This is a genomic window from Enterobacter soli, from assembly GCF_964208575.1.
Classification (GTDB): Bacteria; Pseudomonadota; Gammaproteobacteria; order Enterobacterales; family Enterobacteriaceae; genus Enterobacter; species Enterobacter soli_A.
The window spans coordinates 122,671-137,409 of record NZ_CAXOFU010000009.1 but is presented as its reverse complement, the minus strand read 5'-3'; the positions used below and the strand labels follow the sequence as shown (position 1 = coordinate 137,409).

Annotated in this window: 12 protein-coding genes; 4 read left to right on the top strand and 8 right to left on the bottom strand. The window is 58.6% G+C overall.

The features are described from left to right. Window positions 1-83 precede the first annotated feature (83 nt). From selB to AB6V08_RS11670, 5 genes are all read right to left on the bottom strand, one after another. Window positions 84-1,922 (bottom strand): selenocysteine-specific translation elongation factor, encoded by a 1,839-nt coding sequence (selB, locus tag AB6V08_RS11690; protein ID WP_368542802.1) that lies wholly within the window; start codon window positions 1,920-1,922, stop codon window positions 84-86. Continuing rightward, window positions 1,919-3,304, bottom strand: a complete 1,386-nt coding sequence (selA, locus tag AB6V08_RS11685; protein ID WP_368542801.1) for an L-seryl-tRNA(Sec) selenium transferase — start codon at window positions 3,302-3,304, stop codon at window positions 1,919-1,921. Before selA ends, selB begins: the two co-directional genes overlap by 4 nt. 103 nt (window positions 3,305-3,407) lie before the next feature. Then, entirely contained in the window at window positions 3,408-4,016 is a 609-nt protein-coding gene (locus tag AB6V08_RS11680; protein WP_368542800.1) for a glutathione S-transferase, read from the bottom strand. A 90-nt stretch (window positions 4,017-4,106) separates the two neighbouring features. Continuing rightward, window positions 4,107-5,243 carry an HlyD family secretion protein gene (locus tag AB6V08_RS11675; RefSeq protein WP_368542799.1) on the bottom strand — a complete coding sequence of 379 codons (1,137 nt, stop codon included), beginning with the start codon at window positions 5,241-5,243 and terminating at the stop codon, window positions 4,107-4,109. Between the two features lie 2 nt (window positions 5,244-5,245). Beyond that, window positions 5,246-5,602, bottom strand: coding sequence for a DUF3302 domain-containing protein (locus AB6V08_RS11670; protein WP_368542798.1), 357 nt, complete (start codon window positions 5,600-5,602; stop codon window positions 5,246-5,248). A gap of 660 nt (window positions 5,603-6,262) precedes the next feature. On the opposite strand from AB6V08_RS11670, the gene AB6V08_RS11665 reads away from it, so the two are divergent. The 4 genes from AB6V08_RS11665 to AB6V08_RS11650 all read left to right on the top strand — a co-directional run bounded on the left by AB6V08_RS11665 (window position 6,263) and on the right by AB6V08_RS11650 (window position 10,436). Continuing rightward, window positions 6,263-8,173 carry a PTS mannitol transporter subunit IICBA gene (locus tag AB6V08_RS11665; protein ID WP_368542797.1) on the top strand — a complete coding sequence of 637 codons (1,911 nt, stop codon included), beginning with the start codon at window positions 6,263-6,265 and terminating at the stop codon, window positions 8,171-8,173. Between the two features lie 106 nt (window positions 8,174-8,279). Next, window positions 8,280-9,428, top strand: coding sequence for a mannitol-1-phosphate 5-dehydrogenase (mtlD, locus tag AB6V08_RS11660; RefSeq protein WP_368542796.1), 1,149 nt, complete (start codon window positions 8,280-8,282; stop codon window positions 9,426-9,428). Then, window positions 9,425-10,015 carry a mannitol operon repressor MtlR gene (gene mtlR, locus AB6V08_RS11655; protein WP_368542795.1) on the top strand — a complete coding sequence of 197 codons (591 nt, stop codon included), beginning with the start codon at window positions 9,425-9,427 and terminating at the stop codon, window positions 10,013-10,015. The genes mtlD and mtlR overlap by 4 nt, the downstream gene beginning before the upstream one ends. A gap of 58 nt (window positions 10,016-10,073) precedes the next feature. After that, window positions 10,074-10,436, top strand: coding sequence for a YibL family ribosome-associated protein (locus AB6V08_RS11650; RefSeq protein WP_010436679.1), 363 nt, complete (start codon window positions 10,074-10,076; stop codon window positions 10,434-10,436). Between the two features lie 29 nt (window positions 10,437-10,465). Here the strand turns inward: AB6V08_RS11650 and AB6V08_RS11645 are convergent, their stop codons facing one another. Genes AB6V08_RS11645 through AB6V08_RS11635 form a run of 3 tightly spaced genes read right to left on the bottom strand, consistent with a single transcriptional unit; the run spans window position 10,466 to window position 14,731 of the window. Further along, on the bottom strand, window positions 10,466-11,560 hold the full coding sequence (locus AB6V08_RS11645; RefSeq protein WP_368542794.1) for a fimbrial protein: 1,095 nt from the start codon (window positions 11,558-11,560) through the stop codon (window positions 10,466-10,468). Window positions 11,561-11,571: 11 nt separating this feature from the next. Further along, window positions 11,572-14,055, bottom strand: coding sequence for a fimbria/pilus outer membrane usher protein (locus AB6V08_RS11640; protein WP_368542793.1), 2,484 nt, complete (start codon window positions 14,053-14,055; stop codon window positions 11,572-11,574). 1 nt (window position 14,056) lies between these two features. Further along, window positions 14,057-14,731, bottom strand: coding sequence for a molecular chaperone (locus AB6V08_RS11635; RefSeq protein WP_368542792.1), 675 nt, complete (start codon window positions 14,729-14,731; stop codon window positions 14,057-14,059). Window positions 14,732-14,739 lie beyond the last annotated feature (8 nt).

Sequence of the window (14,739 nt, the reverse complement as noted above, 5' to 3'; positions counted from 1 at the left end):
GTCACCGGTTTACGAGCCCTGTCACGGATTCCCGCGGCGGAGGCTTCGTTTCTGCGGCACAGACAGCCTTGTGCCCGCAGCGCTTAGGGGAATAACTTCGCGTCGCGCAGCAGATGATCGTTACCGCGACGGCGGGTAAAACCGATGCGGTTGAAATATTCCAGAATCTGAATCGCCAGCTTGCGCCCCACGTTCAGGCGATCGCGGAAGTCGGCGGCGCAGGTGGAACCGCGCTCACGATCCAGCTCGCGGATCATATTCGCGAACGCCACGATGCGATCGTTACGGTAATAACGATCTTTGACGATCGCCGCTATCAGCCCCTGCTGCGCCGCGTGACGCAGCACCTGACGCATGGTCTGCTCGTCCGTGCCCGTTTCGCGCGCCAGATCCCGAACCCACCAGGGCTCGTCGCCAAACAGCGGCGCGGCTTTCTGCCATAACGCCTCTTGCTCTGGGGTAAATCCGGCCTTGTGATCCGGCAGATGCAGCCAGCCGTGGTGGCTTTGAATCACGCCGCTGGCGCGCATGTTTTCGATAAGCAGCAGCACCAGCGCCTCGTTTTCCATCGGCAGCGCCATGCGGCGCAAGCGCTCGCGGCCCGGGCCCGGCTCGTCCTGATGCTGCGCGTGGTACGTGGCGAGCGTGCTCAATACCTTGCGCTGCCACTGGGCGGCAACCGGCGCGTTGAGCAGGCTGTCTCCGGCCTGGATAAAGCCCGGCTCCTGCGTCAGCTGACGCAAACCTTCGCCGCTCAGCTGACGCGCCCAGGCAAAGTCCGCCAGATCGACCGCGCCGCGATCGAGATGCGCGGCCAGCGCGGCGGCGTCATCCTTCGCCTCGGCCAGTCCGGCCAGCCACTGCAGATACTCTGGCTTACGTTTGCCGCGACGCGGCGGATTCAGGGTAACCACGCGCGCCCCGGCAAGGGTGATTCTGGCGGAGATATCCCGCAGCACCAGGCGGTCGTTATCCACCAGCCACAAAGGGGTGTCCAGCACCAGCTCCGCCAGCGATCCTTCCAGCAGCGACACGCGCCCGGTGACGTGGCTGGCGGCATGGTGAATGTGCAGCGGTTGCCACTGGGTCAAGGGTGTATGCGTTTGCAGAGCGACAATCACGCGCTCTGAAGGCTCCGGCGGCGCGTCTGAAAGCAGCCAGTCGCCGCGCTTGAGCTGCTCTTTTTCCGCATCCCCGGCGATGTTCAGCGCGATGCGCTGCCCGGCATGCGCCTGCTCAACCGGCTGATTTTGCGCGTGAAGCGCGCGCACGCGCATGGGCGCGTTGACGCCCGTCAGCCACAGGGTGTCGCCCACGCGCACTTCGCCGCTCAGTGCCGTTCCGGTGACCACCAGCCCCGCACCTTTGACGGTGAACGCGCGATCGAGCGCCAGGCGAAAACGATGGTGGCTGGCCTGCTCGCGGGAGGTCAGGTGCTGCAGATGCTCGCGCAGGGCATCGATGCCCGTCCCCTGCGTCGCGACGGTCACGAACAGCGGCGCATCGGCAAAGCCGAATTCGCGCAGGGTGGCCTGCACCTCTTCCCGCACTGCCTCAACGCGCGCGTCGTCCACGCGGTCGGCTTTGGTCAGGGCGACCGTCAGCTGCGGGTTGCCGGTCAGCTGTAAAATGGCGAGATGCTCGCGGGTTTGCGCCATCACGCCGTCATCGCACGCCACCACCAGCAGCGCGTGGTCGATACCGCCCACGCCCGCCAGCATGTTGGCGAGAAACTTTTCGTGTCCGGGCACGTCGATAAACCCCAGCACGCGACCGTCCGGCTGCGGCCAGTAGGCATAGCCCAGATCGATGGTCATGCCCCGTTTTTTCTCTTCCGGCAGCCTGTCGGCATTCACGCCGGTAATGGCCTGAAGGAGGGTAGTTTTGCCGTGGTCAACGTGACCGGCGGTGGCAATAATCATTTCGACATCATCTCCAGAAACCGCGCTTCATCTTCAAGGCAGCGTAGATCCAGCCACATACGGCCGTCGTAAATGCGTCCGATAACCGGCACGGGCAGCGCGCGTAAGCGTGACGATAGCGCCTCAAGCCGGCTGCCGCGCCCGTCGCGCGGGGTAAACGTCAAGGCTTCGCTGGGCAGCCTGTCCACCGGCAGCGAACCGCTGCCAATCTGCGACTGGCACGCCTCGACGCGGACATCAAACTCAGGGAAGTGCGGGGCAATCTGCGGCAGCAGCCGTTCGCCCTGCGCCCGGACAGACGCGGCATCCCGCGCCAGCATGCGCAGCGTCGGCAGGCGCTCGGCCAGCTTCTCCGGGTGGAGATACAGGCGCAGCGTGGCCTCCAGCGCTGAGAGCGTCATTTTGTCGGCACGCAGCGCGCGCTTGAGCGGATGCTGCTGAAGCTTAGCTATCAGCTCGCGCTTGCCGACAATAATGCCCGCCTGCGGCCCGCCCAGCAGCTTGTCGCCGGAGAAGCTCACCAGGCTGACGCCCGCGGCAATCATCTCCTGCGGCATCGGCTCTTTCGGCAGGCCGTACTGGCTCAGATCCACCAGCGAGCCGCTGCCCAGGTCGGCAATCACCGGGACGTTGAGCTCGCGGCCAATCTCGGCCAGCTCGGCCTCTTCAACCGTTTTGGTGAAACCTTCAATCTGGTAGTTGCTGGTGTGGACTTTCATCAGCAGCGCGGTGTTTTCATTCACCGCCGCGCGGTAGTCCTTCGCGTGGGTGCGGTTGGTGGTGCCCACTTCGTGCAGGGTGCAGCCGGCCTGGCGCATCACGTCGGGAATGCGAAACGCGCCGCCAATCTCCACCAGCTCCCCGCGCGACACCACCACCTCTTTGCCGCCTGCCGTTGCCGCCAGCATCAGCAGCACCGCCGCGGCGTTGTTATTCACAATGCAGGCATCTTCTGCGCCGGTCAGCTGACAAAGAATGTCTGCCAGCGCGCGATCGCGATGACCGCGCCCGGCACCGTCAAGATCGTACTCCAGGGTCACCGGGGCGCGCATCGCCTGCACCACGGCGTCGATGGCCTCTTCCGCCTGCTGGGCGCGGCCCAGGTTGGTGTGCAGCACCGTGCCCGTCAGGTTCAGCACCGGGCGCAGCGCGCTTTGCGCATTCGCGTCCAGCCGACGCTCAACTTCCTGCCCCCAATTTGCCGACCACGCCGGTAGCGCATTTGCCGTCTGAATATGTTTCCGGGCCTCTTCCTGGAGCGCACGCAGGGTATCCACCGTTGCGCGATGGCCGTACTTTTCCAGCACGGTGAGGACGTGGGGATCACGAAGCAGACGATCGGTCGCGGGGATATGGCTGTAGAGAGAAAGATGCGTTGTCATGAAAGTGCCTGGCAATTAAGTATCATCCCCCCTCCCGACGGGAGAGGGAGTCGACGTGAAGAGGGATTGTACAACCTCCTGCCGCGAAGTGTTATAACCCGAATCAAGCCTTTGGCGGTTCAGTCTGGGCAAAGCTTTCGCGCTGGAACAGGGTCTCGGCAAGCTTGACCAGCAGCGGGCGTTCGACGCACCAGCCCGGCGACACGCGACGGAAATTGAGATAGCCAATCGCGCAGGCGATGGCAATTGTCCCCAGATTGAGGCTGTCGGTGAGAATTTTGCCTTCCTTTATAAGCTGCTCGCACATGTCCAGGCTGCGGCTGATTTTTTCCCGCTGGCGCAGCAGCTCCGTTTCCGACTGCTGTGCCGCCGGTCTTGCCTGCTCGCGCACGGACGTCAATGCGGCGTCCATAATGCCGTCGGCCAGGGCTTCAATCTGTTTGATCTCCAGCGCGGCCTTTGGGTCGGCGGGCAACATGGCGGGCGCGACGCCCAGCAGTTCGATGTATTCGGCAATAATGGGAGAGTCGAACCAGCATTCGCCTTCATCGGTGACCAGCGCCGGGACTTTTCCCAGCGGGTTGAACTGCGCCACGCCGTTTTCAGCGTTGTAGGGTTGTTCATTGACGAATTCGAACGCAATGCCCTTTTCCAGCAGGAGAATCGAAATTTTACGTACAAAGGGACTGGTGTAGCTGCCGATGAGTTTCATGACCTGATCCTTAATGCCCACAAAGAGCAGAGTATGGATCAAGCGAGAAAAAAAGGCAGGTATGCGTATCGCATTCCTGCCCTGAATAGATTAGTGATCGAGGTAGAGATAGTGCATCCAGCTGGTCATGCGCAGCAGCACCTTACGCATCACCGACACGTGGGCGAAGTGGTCGGAATAGACCGCCACCTGTGCGTAAATACCGTCTGGCAACGCGTCCACGTCGGCGTTCGGGTCAAGCTCGATAGTACCAATTACCCCGTCCGTTCCCGGCACCACCGTCAGGGACTGCAACGCCCCCTGAGCCTGATACGAACCGCCGGGCACCACCGGCAAAATGCTGGTGAGCTTACCGGAGAACACCTGCCCCGGCAGGGCGTTGAACACCACTTCGGCTTCATCTCCCGGCTTCAGGCGCAGCAGCGAGTTCTGGCGGAACTGCGCCACAATCTGGCGCTTCTGCTCTGGGATAAACACCATCACCGGACGCAGCGGCAGCGCGGCGGCGTAAGTCCCCGGGCGGATCAGCACCTGGGTGATATAGCCGTTGCTTGGCGCGCGCACCACGGTCTGATCCAGATTGTATTTGGCCTCGGCAAGCTGGGCGCGCAGGGACGCAATCTGCGACTGCTCGCCGTTGACCATACTGTCTAGCTGGCTTTGGATCTGCGTCTGTTCGGCAACAGAGCCTTTGACCATCGCGTCCTGCGCCAGATAGTTCTGCCGGGCGTTGTCGATATCGCTTTCAGAGAACGGGTTCACCTTCGCCTGGCTGCCCTTCAGGTAGCGCTGATAGTCCTTAAACAGGCGGTCGCGTTCCGCGGAGACCCGGGTGGTATTGGCCACCGCTTCTGAAAGCTGGGCCTTCAGGTTGTCGATATTATGCGTGGCGGTCACCAGGTCAGCCTGCAGTCTGTCGACGCGCGCCTGGTAGCGGCCTGGATCAAGTTTAAATAACACTTCGCCTTTTTTAATGAGCTGGTTATTTTTATCCGTCACTTCCGTTACGACACCTGTAACCTGAGGTGTTATTGGAATAGAAATAACCGCTTTTTGCGCCGTAAAGGTATACGGATGGTTATAGTTCATCAATAAGATGAGTCCGGCCACAATAAATACGCCGCCTAAAGTAGCGGTGGCGAGCGTCCACTGGTTGACCGGAATACGGAATATTTTAAAAATCGCCCAGGCAAAAGCCACATAGGTCAAAATAATCAGCAAATCCATGATTAACGCTCCGACGTATTCTTATCGGCGGTGGGATCTACCGCAGCCAGCTTTTGTTCCAGTTCGGCCACGCGCCGGGACAGGGCATCCATCCCGGGGACCTCATCAGGTCGGGTGATGTGGTTCTGCATCCCCCAGCCGCGGTCTTCTCTGTACAGGGTTGCCCAAATCCATAAAAACGGCCAAATGGCATGGAGCGTAAACAGGCTAATCCACCCCGCCGTATGAATAGCATCGGCATGGGGATGGTTACGTTTTTTCGCCATATTATAGGGAATGTCGTGAATCGCGATGACCCCGTAAAACAGAACCAGGAACACGAAGATTAATACGCCCAGCGCAAAATAGTTGAGAAACATATTTTCCTCACTCAAACAACGTCAACTCATTAATTAAATAAAATGGTAAGCAACCAAATTAATTCATAATAAGCGCAAGGGTTGCGCTTATTTATTTCAGAGCCGGGGAGTATGGTTTTTAATTATATCTCCATGCAAGTTTATAAGCGTGTCAAAATATATCCTGAATAATAATAGACTTAACCTTACATAATGAGCGTAATCCAGGATTTCGTTTTTTGCCATACCACACTCGGTGAGTATTTTTTTAGCATTTGATGTCACCTCAACATCATCCTGGCGCGCCACCGCAAGACAGAATTTGCCGGGGATCACATCCAGAGAAATCCGCATAAAAATATTTTGTGAATGCAGTCACATTACAGAAACAAAATGGCAGCAATGAAATGTGATAACAATCACAAATCACCCTGACTTTTGCCGCTTTTATGCCCATTGATTTATTTTTGTACATTAGTTTTGTGATGCAGATCACTTCATTAAATGCCCTACCCCCTACATTTACGTGACTGAGATCACACAAATTTTCGCTGTCTGGACAGTTGAACGATTCAGTGCCAGATTTCACAGCATGAACAGGGCCCGGCTACCTCTGCCGCCGCACATTAACGATAAACCTCGGGCAGTAAGCCTAAGCGTAAACATAAGAAGGGGTGTTTTATGTCATCCGATTTCAAGATCAAAGTTCAAAGCTTTGGTCGTTTCCTCAGCAACATGGTGATGCCAAATATCGGCGCGTTTATCGCGTGGGGTATCATCACTGCATTGTTTATTCCGACAGGGTGGTTGCCAAACGAAACGCTGGCGAAGCTCGTTGGCCCTATGATCACTTATCTCCTGCCGCTGCTCATCGGTTATACCGGTGGTCGTCTGGTCGGCGGTGACCGCGGCGGCGTGGTGGGTGCTATCACCACCATGGGCGTTATCGTGGGTGCTGATATGCCAATGTTCCTCGGCGCCATGATTGCCGGTCCTCTGGGCGGCTGGGCAATCAAGAAATTCGACGTCTGGGTTGATGGTAAAATCAAATCCGGCTTCGAAATGCTGGTGAACAACTTCTCCGCTGGCATCATCGGTATGATCCTGGCGATTCTGGCCTTCCTCGGCATTGGCCCGGCGGTTGAAGTGCTGTCCAAAATTCTGGCAGCAGGCGTTAACTTCATGGTTGCGCACGACATGCTGCCGCTGGCGTCTATCTTTGTTGAACCGGCGAAAATCCTGTTCCTCAACAACGCCATCAACCACGGTATCTTCTCGCCGCTGGGCATTCAGCAGTCCCATGACCTCGGCAAGTCTATCTTCTTCCTGATTGAAGCGAACCCAGGCCCGGGGATGGGCGTTCTGCTGGCGTACATCTTCTTCGGTCGCGGTAGCGCGAAACAGTCTGCTGGCGGTGCGGCTATCATCCACTTCCTGGGCGGTATCCACGAAATTTACTTCCCGTACGTGCTGATGAACCCACGTCTGATCCTGGCCGTTATCCTCGGCGGTATGACCGGCGTGTTCACCCTGAGCGTGCTGGGCGGCGGTCTGGTGTCTCCGGCGTCTCCGGGCTCTATCCTGGCGGTACTGGCGATGACGCCGAAAGGCGCTTACTTCGCCAACATCGCGGCAATCTTCGCGGCTATGGCGGTCTCCTTCGTTGTCTCTTCTATCCTGCTGAAAACCAGCAAAGTGAAAGAAGAAGACGATATCGAAGCAGCGACCCGTCGTATGCAGGATATGAAAGCAGAATCCAAAGGTGCAGCAACCCCTCTGGCTGCGGGCGATGTGTCTAACGACCTGAGCCACGTGCGTAAAATCATCGTTGCCTGCGACGCCGGTATGGGTTCAAGCGCAATGGGTGCAGGCGTGCTGCGTAAGAAAGTGCAGGATGCGGGTCTGACCAACATCTCTGTGACCAACAGCGCCATCAACAGCCTGCCGCCGGATGTCGACCTGGTTATCACGCACCGCGATCTGACCGAACGTGCGATGCGCCAGGTGCCACAGGCACAGCACATTTCGCTGACCAACTTCCTCGACAGCGGCCTGTACACCAGCCTGACCGAACGTCTGGTTGCCGCGCAGCGTCATGAAGATAACGAAGTGAAAGTGCGTACCAGCCTGCAGGACAGCTTCGACGAGAGCAACGCGCATCTGTTCAAGCTGGGCGCGGAGAACATCTTCCTCGGCCGCACCGCGACCAATAAAGAAGAGGCGATTCGCTTCGCGGGTGAGCAGCTGGTGAAAGGCGGTTACGTTCAGCCTGAGTATGTTGAAGCGATGCTGGAACGTGAAAAGTTGACCCCAACCTACCTGGGCGAATCTATCGCGGTGCCGCACGGTACGGTTGAAGCGAAAGACCGCGTGCTGAAAACCGGCGTCGTGTTCTGCCAGTATCCGCAGGGTGTGCGCTTCGGTGAAGAAGAAGACGACATCGCCCGCCTGGTGATTGGTATCGCCGCTCGCAACAACGAGCACATCCAGGTGATTACCAGCCTGACCAACGCCCTGGACGACGACACCGTCATCGAGCGTCTGGCCAACACCACCAGCGTGGAAGAAGTTCTGGCGCTGCTGAACAAATAATTTATGCTCTTCCCTCTCCCTCCGGGGAGAGGGCTAGGGTGAGGGGAAATTCACGCGGTTCCTCACCCCAGCCCTCTCGGGTAAAAACATTGATAAAGGTAACACTATGAAAGCATTACATTTTGGCGCAGGTAATATCGGTCGTGGCTTTATCGGCAAACTGCTGGCGGACGCGGGCATTACGCTGACATTCGCCGATGTGAACCAGGTGGTGCTCGACGCCCTGAATGCCCGTCATAGCTATCAGGTTCACGTGGTGGGCGAAAACGAACAGGTTGAAACCGTGTCCGGCGTGAACGCGGTCAGCAGCATTGGCGACGACGTCGTTGACCTGATCGCCAGCGTCGATCTGGTGACCACCGCCGTCGGCCCGGTCGTGCTTGAGCGCATCGCGCCCGCCGTGGCGAAAGGCCTGGCAAAACGTAAAGCGCAGGGCGTTGAAACCCCGCTGAACATCATCGCCTGTGAAAACATGGTGCGCGGCACGACGCAGCTGAAAGGCCACGTGATGGCCGCCGTCGCGGACGAAGACAAAGCCTGGGTTGAAGCGCACGTCGGCTTTGTGGATTCCGCCGTTGACCGCATCGTTCCGCCGTCAGAATCCGCCACCAACGACCCGCTGGAAGTCACCGTTGAAACCTTCAGCGAGTGGATCGTCGACAAGACCCAGTTTAAAGGCGCGCTGCCGACCATTCCGGGCATGGAATTAACTGATAACCTGATGGCATTTGTCGAACGTAAACTCTTCACGCTGAACACCGGTCATGCTATAACCGCGTACCTCGGAAAATTGGCCGGTCATCAGACCATTCGCGATGCAATCCTTGATGAGAACATCCGCGCGGTGGTGAAAGGTGCAATGGAAGAGAGCGGCGCGGTGCTGATCAAACGCTACGGTTTTGATGCTGACAAACATGCGGCATACATCCAGAAAATCCTCGGTCGTTTTGAAAACCCGTATCTGAAAGATGACGTTGAGCGCGTGGGTCGTCAGCCGCTGCGCAAGCTGAGCGCGGGCGATCGCCTGATCAAACCTCTGCTGGGTACGCTGGAATACGGCCTGCCGCACGCTAACCTGGTGAAAGGGATTGCGGCTGCCATGCACTATCGCAGCGAGCAAGACCCGCAGGCCATCGAGCTGGCAGAGCTGATTGACAGCAAAGGCCCGCAGGCGGCGCTGGCGCAGATCTCAGGTCTGGAAGCCAACAGTGATGTGGTTGTGGAGGCGGTTAACGCATACAACGCAACCAAATGATGCAGAGTGCGGCGCAGGTTATCCTGCGCCCAGATAACAGATTGTCAGATATGCAGGCAATAATGGAACAAACCCAGGCCTTTGAAAATCGTGTGCTTGAGCGTCTGAATGCTGGCAAAACCGTACGAAGCTTCCTGATTGCCGCCGTCGAGCTATTAACCGAGGCGGTGAATATCCTGGTGCTTCAGGTGTTTCGCAAAGACGATTACGCCGTAAAGTATGCCGTTGAACCGTTACTTGACGGCGACGGACCGCTGGGCGATTTGTCGGTGCGTCTGAAGCTGATATACGGTCTTGGCGTGCTCAGCAGGCCCGAGTACGAAGACGCGGAGCTGTTAATGGCCCTGCGCGAAGAGTTGAATCATGACGGTAACGAATACGCCTTTACCGATGATGAGATTCTGGGGCCCTTCGGCGAGCTGCACTGCGTCACCGCCCTTCCTCCGGCACCCCATTTTGATAACAGCGATCCCGAGCTGTACGCGATGCAAAAGCTGCGCTATCAGCAGGTTGTTCGCTCAACCATGGTCCTTTCCCTGACTGAGCTGATTTCCCGAATCAGCTTAAAAAAAGCGTTTCAGAAGTAAGCCCGCGCACATTGGTGTATCCTTCCCTGTAAATCCCCCGTTTTCAGAGTTATTTGTCATGAAAGAAGTCGAAAAGAACGAAATTAAACGCCTGAGCGACCGTCTCGATCTGATCCGCCACCAGATGGCAGGCCTCTCGTTGGTCGATTCCGCCGAGAAGTATGCCGAGCTGGAAAAAGAAGCCGCCACGCTGGAAACCGAAATCGAGCGCCTGCGTGAAGTGAAAGGCCAGAAGCTGAGCAAAGAAGCGCAAAAGCTGATGAACATGCCGCACCGCCGCGCGATCACCAAAAAAGAACAGGCCGACATGGGCAAGCTGAAGAAGAGCGTGCGCGGTCTGGTCGTGGTTCACCCGATGACCGAGCTGGGCCGCGAAATGGGCCTGAAAGAGATGACGGGCTTTTGTAAGACCGCCTTCTAAAGCGATCCCCCTGCCGCCCCGGCAGGGGGTTAGTTGTAAACCAGGTTAAACGTCGCCATCGCGTCCGCTTTCCCCGCCACCACCTTTTCTTCCGTCTGAATGTAGCGCGCATCAAACCCGAAGGTCTGCGTCTGGCTGTCGCCCACCTGTCCCAGCACCGGTACCTGCGGCGTATTCCACTCAACCGTCTGCCCCTGAGCCGAACCGGTGTTCTCACCGTAAACCAGCTCGATGCCGACGCCGCTGGCGCCATCCTGCTGCTTCGTCAGCGCCAGCGCTTGCGCATTGGCGGGCGTGGTATCGCCAAAGAAGCCCATCTTAACCGCCGTGTTGTTCTCACAGGTGACCGGAATAGTGAAGTGTCCGCTTCCGGCGCGCGAGCCGATGCCGTGAAACTCATTCTGGCTCACCGTGCCCATGGGCACGAGAATGCTGCGAGAGCCGACCATGCAGCTGGTTCGCTTGACCGTGAAGCTGGCGAGATGGATCTGCACCGGGGTTGCCACGTTCGTTGCACTCGCCGCGCTGTCGCCCGCCTGCAGCACTATCGACCCCGTGATTTGCTCCTGCGAGTTGGCGTTATCGTTGGGCATAGGGTTAGTGGTCGGTATTTTGTAGAACACGAGGTAGAACTGCATCTTGTACGTTGAGGCGCTGGCAAAAGCCGGGTCCTGCGACGCATCGCAAATGCGCCGGGACTCGTTGCCGCTCACCGGGCTCGTCCCGTCAATGTAACGCACCGCGTCCGCGCCGCAGTATTGCTGCTCGCGGAATCCCATCGCGTAGCCGATACCGTCGATTTGCGTTTTGTAGACATGGCGCGACGCGCCGTCTTCCCCCACGACGCTGCCAACGGGGCTGTCCGTTTCGACAAACCCAATGCTGCGCCAGGCGTCACTTCCTCCCTCGCAGCTGTACAGCTCCGTGTCCGAGGTCTGTATCGGCGCTGTAATCGGCGTCCAGTCCGGCGTGCCGGGGGCAAAGCCAATGGCGTATGGCACCTGAACGACCCACTGTTCCCGCGTGGTGCGGCAGGGAGACGTCTGCGCGTGGGCGTGGAAGCTCAGCGTGCCGAACAGGGAGAGCAGGCCCAGGTAAACAATCCATTTCAACATATGACGCATGAATAATTCCTCTAATGGCACTCAAGGACGAGCGTAGCGATACCGGGCGCCATGTGGGCCGACCCAAGCCTGAAAGGTGACTGACACTGGCGCGGCTCCCCGTCCTCATACCAGCTTGCGCGCAGCGTACCGCGCTCTGGCACCCCGCTCACGTAGGCCTGACCGCCGTCCGCGACCATGCTTCGGTTTGCGGCGCTGCGGTTGTGCTCGGCAATTTCCACCTCCGCGCCAAACGGCAGCGGCCTGCCGCGATAGCGGAGGGAAAACAGCACGCGATAGCCGATGTGCGTTTTGTAATTGGCCAGCACCACCGCGCCGCTGGTCGGGATCAGGGTCAGCCCGCTCTGTTCAACGTCGGCATTTTCGCCCAGCGTTGCCGTGTTCAGATTGACCGTATTCTTGCGATAGGCTGACAGGGAAGGCATGACCGCGTAGCCGCGGCTGTCGGTATGAATGCCGCTATAACCTTCCGGCTCAACGTTCGCCGCCCCGGGCACCCGCAGCAGGGCGACGGTATCCCCCAGCGGCTGGCTCAGCGTGACCCCATACTGCGTGGCGATGACGCCCCCCGCTAACCCGAGGCTGACGTTATTGCCGCTGCGGCTGTGGTCATAGCCGAGGCTGACGTTTCCGTAGCCGCCGTTGTATTGCATCGCCAGGCTGGTGCTGTCATTTTGCCCCTCGCGGGCGACGCTCTGCTGAACGGAGTAATTGAGGTTACGGTTGGCGAGCGCGGTGCCGTTGAGCGACATCTGCTGAGTCGACATCCCCCGGTTGTTGTGGTTGGTAAAATAGCTGACCGAGCTGTCCGGCAGCCATTTACTCAGCGGGACGGTGATGTTAAACGACAGGGTACGCTCAGGGTTACGTTCGAGGGCGGAATCGGTGTAGTAATAGCCCATCCCCCAGGAGATCCCCCGCCAGCTGGAGTACCAGCCCACGTGAATGGTTTTGTCCTGCCCGCGGGTGTGCCAGTAATCCTGCATCCAGGCGGAAACGCTCAGGCTGCCGAGCCGGCCAAGCGTCTGGGAGAAGGTGACCTGCGAGCGGCTGCGGCGGTTGTTGAGGCGGAGCTGCTGAGGGTCTGACTGGTTCAGCTCGCTGAATTCGTAATAGTTTCCGGAAGCATAGCGATAGCTCGCCAGATTGAATGCGGTTCCGGTGGTGCTGAAGTTCTTTTGATACTGAACCCGCCACGCCTGCCCTATCGCCCGCCTGCCGTCCGGCAAGCGGCTTTTTGCCACCGTATCGTCAATGCCCAGCGAGCCAAACAGGCCAAACCCCTGGCCCACGCCCAGCGCGGCGGCGTGGTAGTTGTCCGACCCGCGGATCCCCCCGTAAACCGTTGTCCGCGAGGCAATGCCGTAAAAGAAGGCGCCTTCAACAAAATCGGGCTCGCGGGTGCCCTCCGTCCCGGAATGAAAACGCCCGGCGTTGAGGCTGTATTTCACGCTGCCCTCGCGGCGCATAAACGGCACGGCGGAGAAGGGCTGGGTAAAAACGCGCTTCGAGCCGTCGCTTTCCGTGATGGTTACCTGTAAATCGCCGCTCTGCGCGCCGGGGAAGAGATCGTTAATCACGAAAGGCCCGGCGGCAACCCAGGTTTCATAAATCACATAGCCGTTTTGCGAAACGGAGACTTTGGCAAAACTGTGGGCCACGCCGCGAATGGTGGGTGCGAAGCCGCGCTGGCTGTCGGGCAGCATGCTCTCGTTTGAGGCAAGCTGAACCCCGCGAAACGCCACGCTGTCGAACACGTCGCCAGCGGTCCAGGCATCCCCCACGCGCAGCTGGCTGCTGAGGCTGCGGATATCGCGCGTCAGCCAGGTGCTCTGTGACTGGAACCTGTCGCCGCCGGCCTCGCTGTGGCTCCAGGCCGAGGTGTTGCGAAGCCGCCACGGCCCCAGGTTCATGCCGTTACGCAGGCTCAGGTAGCTTGAAGTAGTATCGCCGTCTTCCCGATGGGCCGACGCCCCCGACAGGCTGTAATCCACAAACGCGGCCGGAATGCCATCATCCCACTGCGAGGGCGGAACGTAGCCGCGGCTGCGGTTTTTCATCGCCGCCTGTGGCAGGCTGATGTACAGGCGCTGCAGGTTGAAATCATAGGTAGAGCGCGCCGCCGGGATAAAGTCGGCGAGATGGGTAAAGGTTTCGCCGTCGTGCAGCCGCGAGAACGCGGGGATCGCGCTGACGTTCACCCCGATGGCCTCCAGCAGCGGCACGTTAAACACCGGCTGCAGGCCGTCCTTCTCCGCGACGAAGGTCATCTCCTCCTGCCGCTCCTCGCGCCCGTTGATCTCCAGCGTCACCGTCCAGGTGCCGGGCATCTGGCCGCCCTTCTGCGAGAAATAGTGCAGATCCGCCGTTTTCTGATCAGACGAAGAGAGTTCCAGCGCCGCAGGATCGAAATAATCATCCGCTAGCCCCGTGCGGCTCAGGCTGAGCCACAGCACGGGTAAAATCGCATAGCGAGACAGGCGGAAAGCCATCATCTTACAGCGGCTGGACGTGCGTGGAGGTGATAGCGCCGAAATCATTAATCGCCGACCAGCTGACGCTACCGTTGCCCGCGACCGGCCACTCGCGCGACTCTCCAGGGCCAATCATGCCCGGCTGGTCGATATTATGTCCTGCCACATTCAGCTGGAAAAAAGAGACGTAATAGGCCGTTGGGTTCGTGGCTTTCACCCCTTTTGCCGTGCGCGTAAAGGTAATTTTTTGCCAGGCCGTCGCCGCATCGCCTTTCAGATTTTCGGGTCGGTAGAAAATTTTAAATTTCGATTTAACGTTAATCTGTAATTCGTTGCTGCTCTCTTTGGGCTTTGGCGCGATAGCTTTAATATCGAGCCAAAATACCGATTCACGATCGGTTGGCAGCGGCGCGCCGGTATACTGAATACGCAGCGTATTTATCTGATCGGGGTCGAGTCGAAACAGCGGAGGCGTAACAATAAATGGTGCAGCGTGATTTTCAGTCTGTTTATCACCCTCAACCCAGGACTGAATAAGATAGGGGGTCGCGCTTTCCTTATTTGCAACAGAAAATGCCACCTCCTTGCTGTGCTGAGGGTATACGATCCGTGTACCGCCCATAACAACGCCGGCAAACGCTGACGCAGAATTGATCATAAATGCAGTGAGCATAATATACGATAAAGGCTTCATCACTATTATCT

Coding starts and splice junctions, on each gene's coding strand:
- AB6V08_RS11640 (WP_368542793.1), bottom strand. CDS start 14,055: ATGATGGCTTTCCGCCTGTCTCGCTATGCGATTTTACCCGTGCTGTGG.
- selA (WP_368542801.1), bottom strand. CDS start 3,304: ATGACAACGCATCTTTCTCTCTACAGCCATATCCCCGCGACCGATCGT.
- AB6V08_RS11670 (WP_368542798.1), bottom strand. CDS start 5,602: ATGTTTCTCAACTATTTTGCGCTGGGCGTATTAATCTTCGTGTTCCTG.
- AB6V08_RS11675 (WP_368542799.1), bottom strand. CDS start 5,243: ATGGATTTGCTGATTATTTTGACCTATGTGGCTTTTGCCTGGGCGATT.
- mtlD (WP_368542796.1), top strand. CDS start 8,280: ATGAAAGCATTACATTTTGGCGCAGGTAATATCGGTCGTGGCTTTATC.
- mtlR (WP_368542795.1), top strand. CDS start 9,425: ATGATGCAGAGTGCGGCGCAGGTTATCCTGCGCCCAGATAACAGATTG.
- AB6V08_RS11645 (WP_368542794.1), bottom strand. CDS start 11,560: ATGCGTCATATGTTGAAATGGATTGTTTACCTGGGCCTGCTCTCCCTG.
- AB6V08_RS11650 (WP_010436679.1), top strand. CDS start 10,074: ATGAAAGAAGTCGAAAAGAACGAAATTAAACGCCTGAGCGACCGTCTC.
- AB6V08_RS11665 (WP_368542797.1), top strand. CDS start 6,263: ATGTCATCCGATTTCAAGATCAAAGTTCAAAGCTTTGGTCGTTTCCTC.
- selB (WP_368542802.1), bottom strand. CDS start 1,922: ATGATTATTGCCACCGCCGGTCACGTTGACCACGGCAAAACTACCCTC.
- AB6V08_RS11680 (WP_368542800.1), bottom strand. CDS start 4,016: ATGAAACTCATCGGCAGCTACACCAGTCCCTTTGTACGTAAAATTTCG.